Source organism: Streptomyces sp. YGL11-2 (genome assembly GCF_050054615.1).
Taxonomy (GTDB): Bacteria; Actinomycetota; Actinomycetes; order Streptomycetales; family Streptomycetaceae; genus Streptomyces.
Genome location: NZ_JBNHIN010000010.1, coordinates 37,203 through 53,473, shown reverse-complemented (window position 1 = coordinate 53,473; position 16,271 = coordinate 37,203). Strand labels below are relative to the sequence as shown.

Below are 16,271 nucleotides of genomic sequence, written 5' to 3'. Positions count from 1 at the left end.
CCCATACGTCGGGGGTGCCCCCGCCGAGTGGCGGGGGCACCCCTTTTCCGTGCGTCCGGTTCCGTGCGTCCGGTTACCGGTTCAGTGCTCGGTGCCGGTGTCGTCCGGGCCGTCGCCGGGCTTCCCGCCGGTGCCGGGGCCGCCGCCGGCCTCCGGTCCCTCCGGGGCGTCCGACGGGCGGGGTTCGCGCGGCTCCTTGGGCGCGGAACGCGGGGAGCGGGTGCGGCCGCTGGCGGCGTCGCGGAGGTAGGAGCCGTCGCGGCCGTCGGTGAGCCCGCCCTCGGTCGCCACGCCAGGGCCGGCCTGCGGGTCGCGGCGGCGGAGATAGCGCTCGAACTCGCGGGCGATGGCCTCGCCGGACGCCTCGGGCAGTTCGGCGGTGTCCCGGGCCTCCTCCAGCGACTGGACGTACTCGGCCACCTCGCTGTCCTCCGCGGCGAGTTGGTCCACGCCCAGCTGCCAGGCGCGGGCGTCCTCGGTCAGCTCGCCCAGCGGGATCCGTACGTCGAGCAGGTCCTCCAGGCGGTTGAGGAGGGCGAGGCTGGCCTTGGGGTTGGGCGGTTGGGAGACGTAGTGCGGCACCGCCGCCCACAGGCTGACCGCCGGGATGCCCGCGTGCGTGCACGCCTCCTGGAGGATGCCGACGATGCCGGTCGGGCCTTCGTATCGCGACTCCTCCAGGTCCAGCCGGCCGGCCAGGTCCGCGTCGGAGGTGACGCCGCTGACCGGGACCGGGCGGGTGTGCGGGGTGTCGCCGAGCAGGGAACCCAGCACCACCACCATCTCGACGCCCAACTCATGGGCGAAGCCGAGGAGTTCGTTGCAGAACGAGCGCCAGCGCATGCTCGGCTCGATCCCCCGGACCAGGACGAGGTCGCGGGTGCGGCCCTTGCCGTCGGTGTCGCCGACCCGGACGACGGAGAGCCGGGTCGTGGGCCAGGTGATCTTGCGGACGCCGTTCTCCAGGAAGACCGTCGGGCGGTTGACCTGGAAGTCGTAGTAGTCCTCGGCGTCGAGCGCGGCGAAGACCTCGCCCTTCCACTCGCGGTCGAGATGGGCGACCGCGGCGGAGGCGGCGTCGCCGGCGTCGTTCCAGCCTTCGAACGCAGCCACCATGACCGGGTCGATCAGCTCGGGCACCCCCTCCAGCTCGATCACCCAGCGCCTCCTTCCGGCCGGTCCGGCCGTGGGGGACGGCCGCCGGCTGCAGTTCCTGTGCGTGCGTTCCCAAGACTACGGCTTCCGCGGTGGCGTTCCGCAGCCCCTGTGCAGGAAGAGGTGCAGATACATCCGATCTGTTTCGGGTGGTGCAGGGAGTTGTCCGGCCAACTTCCGTACGGGGTCAGGACGGGGCCGAGAGGCGAGGTCTATACATCGGAGGACCGAGAAAGGTCCGATGTTCGTCCGACATCCGCGCGACATCCCAGGGAGCGTGCCCATGGCCGTAACCGACACCGTCACCGGGCTGGAGGTCCACGACGTCCGCTTCCCCACCTCGGAGCAGCTCGACGGCTCGGACGCCATGCACCCGGACCCCGACCACTCCGCCGCCTATGTGGTCCTGAGCGCCTCCGGCGGGCCGCGGGGGTACGGCTCGTGCCGCACGATCGGGCGCAGCAACGACGTCATGGCCGCCGCCGTCCGGATCGCGGTCGACGCCAACCAGCGCTGGGACGTGGCCGAGGCAGTCCGCTGGATGACCGCGCCGGCGCCGTACACCCCGTACTGGATCGAGGGCGAGGACGGGGCCAGCCCCGCGCTCGCCGAGTCCGCCACCGGCCACCTCACCGCGGGGGAGCGGGCCGCGGTGTTCGGGAGGACGGCGGGGCGGGTGTACGGGATCGGGGCGTAACGGGACCCGCCGGGGCGCGGACGCGGCGCCCGGACGCGGCGTCCGGATTCCGCCAGCCCGGGGCGGTGCCGCGCCGGAGGATCGAGTCACGCCGCGGAGGAAGCGCACACCGGCGCCCTCCAGCGGCCGTCCTCGACGCACCCGACGAACTCGACGCAAAGGCAACGAAGATGACCCACACGACTCCAGCGACTCCAACGACTCCAGCGACTCCAACGACTCCAACGACTCCAACGACTGTGGGGACTGCGGTGACTCCGACGACTGTGGGGACTGCGATGACGGAGACGACGGCGACGGCCCCCGACGCCCGCCCCCTCGCTGGCAAGGTGGCCCTGGTGACCGGCGGCAGCCGCGGCATCGGCGCGGCGATCGCCGAACGGCTGGCGGCCGACGGTGCGGCGGTGGCGCTGACGTACCACAGCCGCGAAGGCCGGGCCGGGCAGGTCGTCGGGCGGATCGAGCAGGCGGGCGGCACGGGCTGGGCGGTGCGGGCCGACGGCGCCGACCCGGAGGCGGTGTGGGCCTCGGTCGCCGGGACCGTGGCGCGGTTCGGGCGGCTCGACATCCTGGTCAACAACGCCGGGGTCGGCGTGCTCGGGCCCTTCGAGGGGATCTGTCTCGCCGATGTCGACCGGGTGCTGCACACCAACGTCCGGGCGCCGTTCCTCGCGGCGCAGGCCGCGGCCGGACATCTGCCCGAGGGGGGCAGGATCATCTCCATCGGCAGCTGCATGGCCGAGCGGGCCGCCTTCCCCGGCGGCTCCCTCTACGCCACCAGCAAAACCGCGCTCATCGGCCTCACCAAGACGCTCGCCCGGGAGCTGGGCCCGCGCGGCATCACCGTCAACCTCGTCCACCCCGGCCCCGTCGACACCGACATGAACCCGGCCGACGGCACCAGCGCGGAGCTGCAGGCCAGGCTGACCTCCCTCGGCTCCTACGGGCGGCCCGCGGACGTGGCGGCCACCGTGGCCCATCTGGCGGGCGACGGCGGCCGGTACATCACGGGGGCGGCGATCGCAGTCGACGGCGGCTTCGCGGTCTGAGCGCCGGTCCCGCGGTCGACGGCGCGGCGCTCAGCGCACCGTGGCGGTCACAGCGAGGCCCGCAACCACTGCTCCACGCTCGCGATGTGCACCGTCGCCCAGGCCCGCGCCGCCTCCGCGTCCCCGTCGCGGAGCGCGCCGAGGATCGCCCGGTGCTCGGTGAGGGTGCGGGCCACCGCGTCCTTCTGGGTCAGCCCGCGCCAGATCCTGGCGCGGGTGGTCGGCCCGGACAGGCCGTCCAGCAGCGAGCAGAGCACGGAGTTGCCGGACGCGGCCACGATCCTCCGGTGGAACTCCAGGTCGCCGGCGACCAGGTCCTCCACCGCGGGCTGCGGGCCCAGCGCGTCCAACTTCGCCTCCAGCCCGTCCAGTTCGGCCGGCTGGATGCGGCCGGCGGCCATGCCGGTGGCGGCCGGTTCCAGGATCCGGCGGACGGCCAGGAACTCCAGGACCGTGTCGTCGCGGTGGAAGTCCACCACGAAGCTCATGGCCTCCAGGAGGAGTTGCGGGTCCAGGCTGGTGACGTAGGTGCCGTCGCCCTGGCGGACGTCCAGGATCCGGATGAGCGAGAGCGCCCGCACCGCCTCCCGGAGGGAGTTGCGGGACAGCCCGAGTTCGGCCGCCAGCTCGCTCTCCTTCGGCAGCCGGTCGCCCGGCCGCAGTGCCCCGGAGACGATCATTCCCTTGATCTTCTCGATGGCCTCGTCGGTGACCGCCATGGCCGCCCTCCCGCTCGGACCTGTCCGGACCTCCGCACCGGCCGGCACAGACATCCGATGTCTGGCCCATTATGACCCGCCGGCCCCCCACCGGACAGGCTCCGAGGCGCTACGGCCCCGCCTCCTCCCACAGCGTGCTGGGTGCCTCCCGGCGCACCACGGGCGCGATCTCCTCGGCGAACCGCTGGAGGGTTTCCAGCTGTTCGGCGTGCTCCAGGCCGAAGCCGTCGACGGTGATCGACTGGAGATCGTGCCCGTACGCCTCGTGGTAGCCCAGGATCTTGTCGATGATCTGCTGCGGGGAGCCGATCAGCTGGGGGCCGTCGGCGATGGCGTCCTCGATGGTGCGGAAGGGGGTGTTGTAGCCGGCCCGGCCCGCCAGGTGCGGCTGGAAGGTCTGGGCGACCTTTGCCTCGTAGAGGTCCTTGTAGCGCGCCACGGCCTGCCGCTCGCTGTCCGCGACGAGCAGCCCGCCGGAGCCCGCGGCGACCCGCGCCCGCGCCGGGTCGTGGCCGTACGCGGCGAACCGCTCCCGGTAGTACGCGATGAGTTCGGCGTAGGCGGCGCGCGGCTGGATCGCGTTCGCGGTGAACAGCGGATCGCCGTGTCGCGCGGCCAGTTCGGGGGAGTTGCGGCTGGTGGCGGAGCCGTGCCAGATGCGCGGCGGCCCGCCGTAGGGGCGCGGCACCGTCGTCACGTTCTTCAGCGGCGGCCGGAACTCGCCCTCCCAGTCCACGCCTTCCTCGCTCCACAGGCGGCGCAGCAGCGCGTACTTCTCGGCCTGGAGGTCCCACTGCCGCGCCTCGTCGAGCCCGAAGAGCCCGAAGTGGCCGGCTTCCGCGCCCTTGCCGACGACCAGCTCGATCCGGCCGCGGGCGCTGACCTGCGTACCCGGACACGACGATGGGGCGGCCCTGTGACCGCCCCATCGCCGTTCACCCACGGCGCTCTGACGCACCGTCAGCTAACGGTGTCAGCCTTCCAGCATCCCCTTGACCCGGGCCCGCACGTCCTCCGTGTCCAGCCCGCGGATGGTCAGCGTGGTGCGGCGGCGCAGCACGTCGTCGACCGTCTCGGCCCACTCGTGGTCGCGCGCGTAGGCGACCTGCGCCCAGATCTCCGGCGCGTCCGGGTGGATCCGCTCGGCCAGCGCCGGGTCGTCGTTCGCCAGCCGGGCGATGTCGAAGGACAGCGAGCCGTAGTGGGTGGCGAGGTGCCGCGCGGTCTCGGGAGCCATCCGCGGTCCGGGGGTGCCGCCGTCGACGAGCAGCCGGTGGGCGACCGCGTTGGGGTTGGCGATACCGGGCAGCGGGAGCTTCTTCGGCAGCTGCGAGATCGGCTCCATGTCGTCGGCCAGCGGGTGGCCGGGCAGCGCGGCGAGCTTGTTCATGACGGTGCGGCCGATGTGCCGGAAGGTCGTCCACTTGCCGCCGGCGACCGACAGCATGCCGCCGCTGCCCTCGGTGACCACCGTCTCGCGCTTGGCCTTGGAGGTGTCGCCGGGGCCGCCGGGCAGCACCCGCAGGCCCGCGAAGGAGTAGGTGATCAGGTCGCGGGACAGCTGCTGGTCGCGGATGGAGAACGCGGCCTCGTCCAGGATCTGGGCGGTGTCCTTCTCGGTGACCGTGAGGTCCGCGGGGTCGCCCTCGTACTCCTCGTCCGTGGTGCCGAGGAGCAGCATGTCCTCCCAGGGGAGGGCGAAGGTGATCCGGTACTTGTCGATCGGGGTGGCCAGCGCGGCCTTCCAGGGGGCGGTCCGCTTGAGGACCAGGTGGGCGCCCTTGGAGAGGCGGATGGAGGGAGCCGCGTTCGGGTCCTCCATCGTGCGCAGGTGGTCGACCCACGGGCCGGTCGCGTTGAGCACCAGGCGCGCGTTGACGCCGAACTCCCCGCCGTCCATGCGGTCCTTGAGCTCGGCTCCGGTGACCCGGCCCTGGGTGAAGCGGAGGCCGGTGACCTCGGCGTGGTTGAGGACCGTGGTGCCGGCCGCGACGGCTGCGCGGACGGTCATCAGGGCCATCCGGGAGTCGTTCATCTGGTCGTCGCCGTACACGGCCACGGCCTTGAGGTTGTCGGTGCGCAGCTCCGGCACGTCGCGCTGGGCCTTGGCCGGGCTTATGACGTGGCCGACGCCGTCGCCGAACGCGGACAGCGCGGAGTAGGCGAAGACACCGGCGCCGAGCTTGGCCGCGCCGTGCGGGCCGCCCTTGTAGACGGGCAGGTAGAAGGTGAGGGGGTTGGCGAGGTGCGGGGCGACCTGGCGGGAGACCGCACGCCGCTCGAAGTGGTTCTCCGCGACCAGCTTGACCGCACCGGTCTGCAGGTAGCGCAGCCCGCCGTGCAGCAGCTTGGAGGAAGCGGAGGAGGTGGCGCCGGCGAAGTCGCCGGCGTCCACCAAGGCCACCCGCAGCCCGGCCTGCGCGGCATGCCAGGCGGTGGAGATGCCCAGGATGCCGCCGCCGATCACCAGGAGGTCGTAGGTCGCCTTGGACAGCTGCTCCCGGGTTTCGGCGCGGCTCGGGGTGGAACCGTCGGCCGGGTGCGTCCCGAGGGCCGGGACGCTCTGCAGGGTGCTCATGATGTGCTCCTCGTCAGCTCTCGTCGTCGATCCAGCCCATGGTCCGCTCGACGGCCTTGAGCCAGTTCTTGTACTCGCGGTCACGGGTGGCCGCGTCCATGCGGGGGGTCCATTCGGCGGCCCGGCGCCAGTTGGCGCGCAGTTCGTCGGTGCTGGACCAGAAGCCGACGGCCAGTCCGGCCGCATAGGCAGCGCCGAGGCAGGTGGTCTCGGCGACCATCGGGCGCACCACGGGTGCGTCCAGGAAGTCCGAGATGGTCTGCATCAGCAGGTTGTTGGAGGTCATACCGCCGTCGACCTTGAGCGCGGTCAGGTCGACGCCGGAGTCCTTGGTCATGGCGTCGGTGATCTCGCGGGTCTGCCAGGCGGTGGCTTCAAGGACGGCTCGGGCGATGTGCGCCTTGGTGACGTAGCGGGTCAGGCCCGCGATGACACCGCGCGCGTCCGAGCGCCAGTAGGGGGCGAACAGGCCGGAGAAGGCCGGCACGAAGTACGCGCCGCCGTTGTCCTCGACCGTGCTGGCCAGGGTCTCGATCTCGGCCGCGCTGTTGATGAGCCCCATCTGGTCGCGCATCCACTGGACGAGCGAGCCGGTGACGGCGATGGAGCCTTCCAGCGCGTAGACCGGCTGCTGGTCGCCGATGCGGTAACCGACAGTGGTGAGCAGCCCGTTGTACGAGTTGACCGGCTCGTGGCCGGTGTTCATCAGCATGAAGGTGCCGGTGCCGTACGTGGACTTGGCCTCGCCCTGGTCGAAGCAGGTCTGGCCGAAGAGCGCGGCCTGCTGGTCGCCGAGCGCCGAGGCGACCGGGACGCCGGCGAGCGCACCCGAGGCACTGGTGCCGTAGACCTCGGCGGAGGAGCGGATCTCGGGCAGCACGGCCGCCGGGATGTCGATCGACGCGAGGATCTTCTCGTCCCACTCCAGGGTGTGCAGGTTCATCAGGAGGGTGCGCGAGGCGTTGGTGACGTCGGTGACGTGGTGGCCGCCGTCGACGCCGCCGGTGAGGTTCCAGATGACCCAGGAGTCCATGGTGCCGAAGAGGATCTCGCCGCGCTCGGCGCGCTCGCGCAGGCCCTCGACGTTGTCCAGCAGCCAGCGGATCTTCGGTCCGGCGAAGTACGAGGCGAGCGGCAGCCCGGTCTCCCGGCGGAAGCGGTCCTGGCCGACGTTGCGGCCGAGTTCCTTGCACAGCGAGTCGGTGCGGGTGTCCTGCCAGACGATGGCGTTGTGGACCGGCTCACCGGTGTTCTTGTCCCAAAGGACGGTGGTCTCGCGCTGGTTGGTGATGCCGATCGCCTTGACGTCGGCGGAGGTGATCCCGGCCTTCTGGACGGCGTTGTCGACGACCTGCTGCACGTTGGTCCAGATCTCGGACGCGTCGTGCTCGACCCAGCCCGGCTTCGGGAAGATCTGCTCGTGCTCCTTCTGGTCGACCGAGACGATCCGGCCGTCCTTGTCGAAGACGATGCAGCGGCTGGACGTGGTGCCCTGGTCGATGGCCGCAATGAACGGGCCATGCCCGTGGGAGGAAGTGCCGTGCCCGTGGGAGGAGGTGCTGTGGGTGTCGCTCATGGTGTGTGCTCCAAGAAGTCTGTGCGGGAGGCGGGCGGTCGGACGGCTCAGGCGAACGCCACCTGGTAGATGCCGCCGGCGATGACGCCGCCGATGACCGGGCCGACGACCGGGATCCAGGCGTAACCCCAGTCTGAACCGCCCTTGTTCGGCAGCGGCAGCAGCGCATGCACGATGCGCGGACCGAGGTCGCGGACCGGGTTGATGGCGTACCCGGTCGGGCCGCCGAGCGACAGACCGATACCGACGACGACGAGGGCGACCAGCAGGGTGCCGATGGTGCCGACGCCCTTGCCGTTGTCGCTCAGACCGAGAGTGAGGATCGACAGCACGAGCACGGTGGTGGCGATGATCTCGGTGGCCAGGTTCTGCACGACGTTCCGGATCTCCGGACCGGTGGAGAAGATGCCGAGCACCGGGCCGGCCTGCGGCGCGGAGGTCGGGTCGACCATGCCCTCTTCACTGGTGTGGTTGGCCAGCACCTCGGGGTCGGTGAGGTGGGCCTGGAACTGCCCGTAGTACACGACCCACACCAGCACCGCGCCGATCATGGCGCCGAGCATCTCGCCGGCGAAGTACACCGGCACCTGGCTCCACTGGATGGCGCCCTTGATGGCGAGGCCGATGGTGACGGCGGGGTTGAGGTGTGCGCCGGACTTCGCGGCGATGTAGGCACCCGTGAGGACGGCGAAGCCCCACCCGAAGGCGATGGCGACCCATCCGGCGTTGAACGCCTTGGAGCGCTTGAACGTGACGGCGGCGCAGACGCCGCCACCCATCAAGATCAGTACAGCGGTACCGATGGTCTCGCTGATGAAGATGTCGGAGCTGGACACCGGCGACTCCTTTGTCCTTCGTCCAGGGGAAGGCGAACCCCGGGTCCCTCCGGTGGTCCGCACCCTCCGAGAGGGCGTTGGTCGGCCCGCGGCAGTCCACACCATAGCGAATATTGCCGTTAGGTGTTCGACAATGCCGACCGACGAACGGCAGTTTTGTTCACCTCCCAGACCCCGTCAAGAGCGCTGTGGCGAAAAACTTAGGTGAACATTTGCCGCGAAACCGGTCAAAATCGCCCTGCGCCAAGATCCCTGGACACCGCACGTGCGCAATCCCTCACCGCAGCGACGATTTCCGGCCGCAGTTCGCCGTCCCGGCACACCCGCTCCACGGCTCCGGTGACCCCCACGGCGCCCACCGGCATCCGCCGCCGGTCGTGGATCGGCGCGGCGACGGAGGCCACCCCGTCCCAGGTCTCCTCCACGTCCGCGGCCCAGCCGCGCGCCCGCGTCAGGTCCAGCAGCCCCTCGAAGTCCGTCAGCCCGGTCACCGTCCGCGGCGTGAACGGCTCCCGCTCCGCCTCCACGACCTCGCTGTGCGCCACCGGGTCGTACGCCGACAGCACCTTGCCCAGCGCCGTGCTGTGCAGCGGCTGCATCGCGCCGACCTCCAGCACCTGCCGGCTGTCGTCCGGCCGGAAGACGTGGTGCACGATCAGGACGCCCTGCTGGTGCAGCACGCCCAGATAGACGCTCTCCCCGCTGGAGCGGGCCAGGTCGTCGGTCCACACCAGGGCGCGGGCGCGCAGTTCGTGGACGTCGAGATAGCTGTTGCCCAGGCGCAGCAGCTCGGCGCCGAGCTGGTAGCGGCCCGATGCCGCGTCCTGCTCGACGAAGCCCTCCTGCTGGAGCGTGCGCAGGATGCCGTGCGCGGTGCCCTTGGCCAGGCCCAGTGAGGAGGAGATGTCGGAGAGCCCCAGCCGCCGTTCTCCCCCCGCGAGCAGCCGCAGCATTGCGGCTGCCCGCTCCAACGACTGGATGGTGCGTGCCATCGGGCGACCTCCGAAGTAAGCGGTTCGACAATGCTGAACGATATCGGCCCATGCCGACTCTTGGGGAGCGATTCGGGCCAACAACGATCATGGATAGTCGACGGAGCCTCACCCGGGTGCCGCTGTCCACGGCGTGGAACGGGGAACACCTGTCCCGTGCCCGGCAGCTACGCTGGCCGGGTGCGCCCTCTCCAGGAGGGTGCAAAGCCGACAGCCGTCGCAACCACGGGAGCATCTCCATGGCCTCGAAGACGCCATCGTCCACCAGCCCGTCCCGCGTGACCTCACTCCGCGAAGCCCTCGCCTCGCGCGTGGTGGTCGCCGATGGGGCCATGGGCACGATGCTGCAGGCGCAGGATCCGACCCTGGAGGACTTCCAGCAGCTGGAGGGCTGCAACGAGATCCTCAACGTCACCCGCCCCGACATCGTGCGCTCGGTCCACGAGGAGTACTTCGCCGTCGGTGTCGACTGCGTGGAGACCAACACCTTCGGCGCGAACCACGCCGCGCTGGCCGAGTACGACATCCCCGGGCGGGTCTTCGAGCTGTCCGAGTCCGGCGCCCGGATCGCCCGCGAGGTCGCCGACGAGTTCACCGCCGCCACCGGCCAGCAGCGCTACGTCCTGGGCTCCATGGGCCCCGGCACCAAGCTGCCCACCCTCGGCCACGCCCCGTACCTCACCCTGCGCGACGCCTACCAGCAGAACGCCGAGGGCATGATCGCCGGCGGTGCGGACGCCCTGCTGGTGGAGACCACCCAGGACCTGCTGCAGACGAAGGCCGCCGTGCTCGGCGCCCGCCGCGCCCTGAAGGCGACCGGCACCGACCTGCCCGTCATCTGCTCCGTGACGGTGGAGACCACCGGCACGATGCTGCTCGGCTCGGAGATCGGCGCGGCGCTGTGCGCCCTGGAGCCGCTGGGCATCGACATGATCGGCCTGAACTGCGCCACGGGCCCTGCCGAGATGAGCGAGCACCTGCGCTACCTGGCCCGGCACTCCCGCATCCCGCTGTCCTGTATGCCGAACGCGGGCCTGCCGGTGCTGGGCAAGGACGGTGCGCACTACCCGCTGTCCGCCACCGAGCTGGCCGACGCCCAGGAGACCTTCGTCGGCGAGTACGGCCTCTCCCTGGTCGGCGGCTGCTGCGGTACGACGCCGGAGCATCTGCGGCAGGTCGTCGAGCGGGTCCGCGGCCTGACGCCGCCCGCGCGCGAACCGCGCCCCGAGCCCGGCGCCGCCTCCCTCTACCAGACCGTCCCGTTCCGCCAGGACACCGCGTACCTGGCCATCGGTGAGCGGACCAACGCCAACGGATCGAAGAAGTTCCGCGAGGCGATGCTGGAGGGCCGCTGGGACGACTGCGTGGAGATGGCCCGCGACCAGATCCGCGAGGGCGCCCACATGCTCGACCTGTGCGTCGACTACGTGGGCCGGGACGGCGTGGCGGACATGGAGGAGCTGGCCGGCCGGTTCGCCACCGCCTCCACCCTGCCCATCGTGCTGGACTCCACCGAACTCGACGTGCTGCGCGCCGGCCTGGAGAAGCTGGGCGGCCGGGCGGTGATCAACTCCGTCAACTACGAGGACGGTGACGGCTCCGAGTCCCGCTTCGCCAAGGTCACCGCGCTGGCCGCCGAGCACGGCGCGGCGCTGATCGCGCTGACCATCGACGAGGAGGGCCAGGCCCGCACCGTCGAGAAGAAGGTGGAGATCGCCGAGCGGCTGATCGCCGACCTGACCGGCAACTGGGGGGTGCGGGAGCCGGACATCCTCATCGACTGCCTGACCTTCACCATCTGCACCGGCCAGGAGGAGTCTCGCAAGGACGGCATCGCCACCATCGAGGCGATCCGCGAACTCAAGCGCCGCCACCCCGAGGTGCAGACGACCCTGGGCCTGTCGAACATCTCCTTCGGCCTCAACCCGGCCGCCCGCATCGTGCTGAACTCGGTGTTCCTCGACGAGTGCGTCAAGGCCGGTCTGGACTCCGCGATCGTGCACGCCTCCAAGATCCTGCCGATCGCCCGCTTCGAAGAGGAGCAGGTCACGGTGGCGCGGGACCTGATCCACGACCGGCGCGCCGACGGCTACGACCCGCTCCAGAAGCTGATGCAGCTCTTCGAGGGCGCCACGGCGAAGTCCCTGAAGGCGGGCAAGGCCGAGGAGCTGGCGGCGCTCCCGCTGGAGGAGCGGCTCAAGCGGCGCATCATCGACGGCGAGAAGAACGGCCTGGAGGACGACCTGGACGCGGCCCTGAAGGACCGCCCGGCCCTCGACATCGTCAACGACACCCTCCTGGACGGGATGAAGGTGGTCGGCGACCTGTTCGGTTCCGGCCAGATGCAGCTGCCGTTCGTCCTCCAGTCCGCCGAGGTCATGAAGAGCGCGGTGGCCTACCTGGAGCCGCACATGGACAAGTCCGACGACGAGGGGAAGGGCACCATCGTCCTGGCCACCGTCCGCGGCGACGTCCACGACATCGGCAAGAACCTGGTCGACATCATCCTGTCCAACAACGGCTACAACGTCGTCAACCTCGGCATCAAGCAGCCCGTCTCGGCGATCCTGGAAGCCGCCGAGGAGCACCGCGCCGACGTCATCGGCATGTCCGGCCTGCTGGTCAAGTCCACGGTGATCATGAAGGAGAACCTTCAGGAGCTCAACCAGCGCAAGATGGCCGCCGACTTCCCCGTCATCCTCGGCGGCGCGGCCCTCACCCGCGCGTACGTCGAGCAGGACCTGCACGAGATCTACGAGGGTGAAGTCCGCTACGCCCGCGACGCGTTCGAGGGCCTGCGCCTGATGGACGCGCTGATCGCCGTCAAGCGCGGCGTCCCCGGCGCCACCCTCCCCGAACTCAAGCAGCGCCGGGTGCCCAGGAAGGCGGCGGTGGAGGTGGCCGAGCCCGAGCCGGAGCAGGGCGCGGTCCGCTCCGACGTGGCCACCGACAACCCCGTCCCCACCCCGCCGTTCTGGGGCACCCGCGTCATCAAGGGCATCCAGCTCAAGGAGTACGCCTCCTGGCTGGACGAGGGCGCCCTGTTCAAGGGCCAGTGGGGCCTCAAGCAGGCCCGCACCGGCGAGGGCCCCACCTACGAGGAGCTGGTGGAGACCGAGGGCCGGCCCCACCTGCGCGGCTGGCTGGACAAGCTGCAGACCGAGAACCTGCTGGAAGCCGCCGTGGTCCACGGCTACTTCCCCTGCTACTCCAAGGGCGACGACCTCGTCCTGCTCCACGAGGACGGCACCGAGCGCACCCGCTTCACCTTCCCGCGCCAGCGCCGTGGCCGCCGGCTGTGCCTGGCCGACTTCTTCCGCCCCGAGGAGTCCGGTGAGACGGACGTGGTCGGCCTCCAGGTCGTGACCGTCGGCTCGAAGATCGGCGCCGCCACCGCCGAGCTGTTCGCGTCCAACTCCTACCGCGACTACCTCGAACTGCACGGCCTGTCCGTCCAGTTGGCCGAGGCGCTGGCCGAGTACTGGCACGCCCGGGTCCGCGGCGAACTGGGCTTCGCCGGCGAGGACCCGGCCGACGTCGAGGACATGTTCGCGCTGAAGTACCGCGGCGCGCGCTTCTCCCTCGGCTACGGCGCCTGCCCCGACCTGGAGGACCGCGCCAAGATCGCCGACCTCCTCCAGCCGGAGCGGATCGGCGTCCAGCTCTCCGAGGAGTTCCAGCTCCACCCCGAGCAGTCCACCGACGCCATCGTCATCCACCACCCCGAGGCGAAGTACTTCAACGCGCGGTAACCGACGGTAGCCGGACCGCCCTCCCCACCGGGACCGCCCTCCCCACGGAGACCCGCGCTCGCCACGCGTTTCACCGCGCGCGGTCGTACACTGGTCGGTCCGGCAGCGGCCGGTCGTTTCCCCAGCCCGGGGAGGCGGCCGGCCCTTTCGTCCCTCCGGGGACGTCCCAACGGAGGTGGATGGATGACCAGCAGCATCCCCGCAGTCGGCACCCGCACAGCCGAAGCCGCGACCCTCCAGGCCGTATTCCTCGATCTGGACGGCACCCTCGTCGACACCGAGGGGTTCTGGTGGGAGGCGGAGTCGGAGGTCTTCGCCGAGCTCGGCCACACCCTCGACGACACCCACCGCGAGGTCGTCGTGGGCGGGCCGATGACCCGCAGTGCCGGCTACCTGCTCCGGGAAACCGGCGCCGACATCGGCCTGGCGGAGCTGAGCGCGCTGCTCAACGCGGCGTTCACGGCCCGGATCGGCCGCGGTGTCCCGCTGATGCCGGGCGCCCGCAGACTGCTGGCCGAGCTGGCCGCCCACGAGGTCCCCACCGCCCTGGTCTCCGCCGCGCACCGCAGCGTCATCGAGCGGATGCTGCACTCCCTCGGCCCGGAGAACTTCCGTCTGACGCTCGCGGGCGACGACCTGGAGCGTACGAAGCCGCACCCGGACCCGTATCTGACGGCCGCCGCGCGGCTGGGCGTGGACCCGACCCGGTGCGCCGTCGTCGAGGACACCCTGACCGGGGTGACGGCGGGGGAGGCGGCGGGCTGCCGGGTGGTCGCGGTGCCGTCCGTGGCCGCCATCCCGCCCGCCCCCGGCCGTACCGTCGTGGACTCGCTCGAAGAAGTCGATCTCCCTTTTCTGAGGGCACTCATCACGGAAAGCCGCTGAGCCGTTCACTGAGCGTGTCCCGGGGAATGCCGCGGAACTCAGGGCAGTGGTGCGCTCATTTTCCGTGACGAATACACCTGTGGAATTCCTGTGGTCCGCGGGCTCATTGAAGGCGTGACGTTTCTCACGTTCCGGGCCGTCGACAGCGGGCCCGACGAGTGATCCAGAGGGCCTCGCCGGAGGCTTCTACGGGGGTAAGTGTCCGGATTGGTGGAGCAACGCGTGAAACGTTCCCCCGTCCGGATATCGATCGCCGCACCGCCGTTATCCCACCGCCATATCGCTGCAACTCCATTGCGTCGATGACCGGCTGGCGGTGCCTACTAATCTCGACGCGAGCAACACCTCTGCGCTGATAAGGAACCTGCCGACGATGAATCGCAAGACCTTGGTGCTGCCGGCGCTGGCCGGACTCCTCGCCCCGGCTCTCGCTGCGTGCGGAAGCTCGGACGGCGCGGGCTCGGGCGGCTCGCCGATCGTCGTCGGCGTCGCCTCGCAGATCGAGGCCACCAAGGACGCGCCGGCGCCCCTGGACCCGGCGCAGGCGTACGACGTCGACGCGTGGAACGTGTTGCGCAGCACCCTCCAGACGCTGATGCGGCAGCCCCGGACCGGCACCGCTCCGGTGCCGGAGGCCGCCGAGTCGTGCGGCTTCCGCGACACCCAGAACGAGCAGTACCGATGCACCCTCCGCACCGGCCTGAAGTTTTCGAACGGACATGCGCTCACGTCGCGGGACGTGAAGTTCTCCATCGACCGCCTGCGGACCATCAACTACACCAACGGCCCGGTGTCGCTGCTCAACGACATCGACCGGGTCGAGACGCCGAGCGACCGCGAGGTGGTCTTCCACCTCACCAAGCCGGACGCCACCTTCCCGCAGAAGCTCGCCACCCCGGCCGCCGCGATCGTCGACAGCCAGGTCTACCCGAACGACAGCCTCTACAAGGGCTGGGACGTGGTCGGCTCCGGCCCGTACACCGTCAAGACCGAGCGCTCCGGCGACCACCTCACCAAGGCCACCTTCACCAAGAACCCCGACTACAAGGGCGGGCTGACGGTGAAGAGCGACAAGGTCGAGATGCGGTTCTTCGACGACTCCACGGCCATGGAGGCGGCGCTGCAGAAGGGCGACGTCGACCTGGTGAACCGCGGCCTGTCGCCCGACCAGGTCAAGGGCCTGCAGAACTCCCGGGACAAGCACATCATGCTCCAGGAGATGCCCGGCCAGGAGATCCGCTACATCGCCTTCAACACCAAGGACCCGTCGGTCTCCAACAAGGCCGTACGGCAGGCGATGGCACAGGTCGTCAACCGCTCCCAGCTCGTGCGCGACGTCTACGCGTACACCGGCGACCCGCTCTACTCGCTCGTGCCCACCGGCCTCACCGGCCACATCAACTCCTTCTTCACCAAGTACGGCAACCCCGATGTCGCCGCGGCCCGCCAGACCCTGTCGCAGGCGAACATCACCACCCCGGTGAAGTTCACCCTGACGTACACCAAGAACCACTACGGCTCCAGCACGGCCAAGGAGTTCCAGGCGCTGCAGAAGCAGCTCAACAGCACCAAGCTCTTCGACGTCAGCATCCAGGGCATCGACAAGTGGCAGCAGTTCCGCACCGACGAGTCGAACGGCAAGTACGCGGCGTACGGCATGGGGTGGTTCGCCGACATCCCCGACGCGGACAACTACATCGCGCCCTTCATCGGCAAGGGGAACTTCCTCAACCTGCCCTACCACAACGACAAGATCGAGTCGGATCTGATTCCGGCCACCCGGCAGCAGACCGACCGCAACGCCGCCGCGGCCGGCTTCAAGGAGGCGCAGGACATCGTCGCCGACGACATCCCGATCCTCCCGCTGTGGCAGGGCAAGCAGTATGTTGCGGCGCGCGATAACGTCACCGGCGTCGAATGGGCCCTCAACTCCTCCTCGGCGCTGCAGATCTGGGAGCTGGGCCGCGGCGTCTCCAGCTGACCGCGGGCCGTACCCTCACCTCGCATCCACCTGCCGCCGCGGCACCCCCGC

At 70.5% G+C, this 16,271-nt stretch carries 11 protein-coding genes and 1 pseudogene; 5 read left to right on the top strand and 7 right to left on the bottom strand.

Annotation, left to right across the window (positions count from 1 at the left end):
* Window positions 1-81: 81 nt before the first annotated feature.
* On the bottom strand, window positions 82-1,158 hold the full coding sequence (locus ACO1BR_RS13840; RefSeq protein ID WP_426795356.1) for a PAC2 family protein: 1,077 nt from the start codon (window positions 1,156-1,158) through the stop codon (window positions 82-84).
* 280 nt (window positions 1,159-1,438) lie between these two features.
* Here ACO1BR_RS13840 and ACO1BR_RS13835 point away from each other — a divergent pair.
* Together ACO1BR_RS13835 and ACO1BR_RS13830 are read left to right on the top strand one after the other, a co-directional pair.
* Window positions 1,439-1,735: pseudogene (locus ACO1BR_RS13835) on the top strand (enolase C-terminal domain-like protein); the annotation flags it as partial.
* Window positions 1,736-2,130: 395 nt separating this feature from the next.
* A complete protein-coding gene (locus ACO1BR_RS13830) occupies window positions 2,131-2,901 on the top strand; it encodes an SDR family NAD(P)-dependent oxidoreductase (RefSeq protein ID WP_426795355.1) in 771 nt (256 codons plus the stop codon).
* Window positions 2,902-2,948: 47 nt separating this feature from the next.
* Here the strand turns inward: ACO1BR_RS13830 and ACO1BR_RS13825 are convergent, their stop codons facing one another.
* The 6 genes from ACO1BR_RS13825 to ACO1BR_RS13800 all read right to left on the bottom strand — a co-directional run bounded on the left by ACO1BR_RS13825 (window position 2,949) and on the right by ACO1BR_RS13800 (window position 9,602).
* Window positions 2,949-3,620: a FadR/GntR family transcriptional regulator gene (locus tag ACO1BR_RS13825; protein WP_426795354.1), complete on the bottom strand. Its 672-nt coding sequence runs from the start codon at window positions 3,618-3,620 to the stop codon at window positions 2,949-2,951.
* Window positions 3,621-3,729: 109 nt separating this feature from the next.
* Window positions 3,730-4,563 (bottom strand): LLM class flavin-dependent oxidoreductase, encoded by an 834-nt coding sequence (locus ACO1BR_RS13820; RefSeq protein ID WP_426795353.1) that lies wholly within the window; start codon window positions 4,561-4,563, stop codon window positions 3,730-3,732.
* A gap of 30 nt (window positions 4,564-4,593) precedes the next feature.
* Entirely contained in the window at window positions 4,594-6,198 is a 1,605-nt protein-coding gene (locus ACO1BR_RS13815; RefSeq protein WP_426795352.1) for an FAD-dependent oxidoreductase, read from the bottom strand.
* Window positions 6,199-6,211: 13 nt separating this feature from the next.
* Window positions 6,212-7,774, bottom strand: coding sequence for a glycerol kinase GlpK (gene glpK / locus ACO1BR_RS13810; RefSeq protein WP_426795351.1), 1,563 nt, complete (start codon window positions 7,772-7,774; stop codon window positions 6,212-6,214).
* Between the two features lie 47 nt (window positions 7,775-7,821).
* Window positions 7,822-8,610, bottom strand: coding sequence for an MIP/aquaporin family protein (locus ACO1BR_RS13805; RefSeq protein WP_426795350.1), 789 nt, complete (start codon window positions 8,608-8,610; stop codon window positions 7,822-7,824).
* A 227-nt stretch (window positions 8,611-8,837) separates the two neighbouring features.
* Window positions 8,838-9,602, bottom strand: a complete 765-nt coding sequence (locus ACO1BR_RS13800) for an IclR family transcriptional regulator (RefSeq protein ID WP_426795349.1) — start codon at window positions 9,600-9,602, stop codon at window positions 8,838-8,840.
* Between the two features lie 239 nt (window positions 9,603-9,841).
* On the opposite strand from ACO1BR_RS13800, the gene metH reads away from it, so the two are divergent.
* The 3 genes from metH (at window position 9,842) to ACO1BR_RS13785 (ending at window position 16,220) form a co-directional block, all read left to right on the top strand.
* On the top strand, window positions 9,842-13,354 hold the full coding sequence (metH, locus tag ACO1BR_RS13795; RefSeq protein WP_426795348.1) for a methionine synthase: 3,513 nt from the start codon (window positions 9,842-9,844) through the stop codon (window positions 13,352-13,354).
* 183 nt (window positions 13,355-13,537) lie between these two features.
* Window positions 13,538-14,239 (top strand): HAD family hydrolase, encoded by a 702-nt coding sequence (locus ACO1BR_RS13790; protein WP_426795347.1) that lies wholly within the window; start codon window positions 13,538-13,540, stop codon window positions 14,237-14,239.
* 373 nt (window positions 14,240-14,612) lie between these two features.
* Window positions 14,613-16,220 carry an ABC transporter substrate-binding protein gene (locus tag ACO1BR_RS13785; protein WP_426795346.1) on the top strand — a complete coding sequence of 536 codons (1,608 nt, stop codon included), beginning with the start codon at window positions 14,613-14,615 and terminating at the stop codon, window positions 16,218-16,220.
* The last annotated feature ends 51 nt before the right edge of the window (window positions 16,221-16,271 follow it).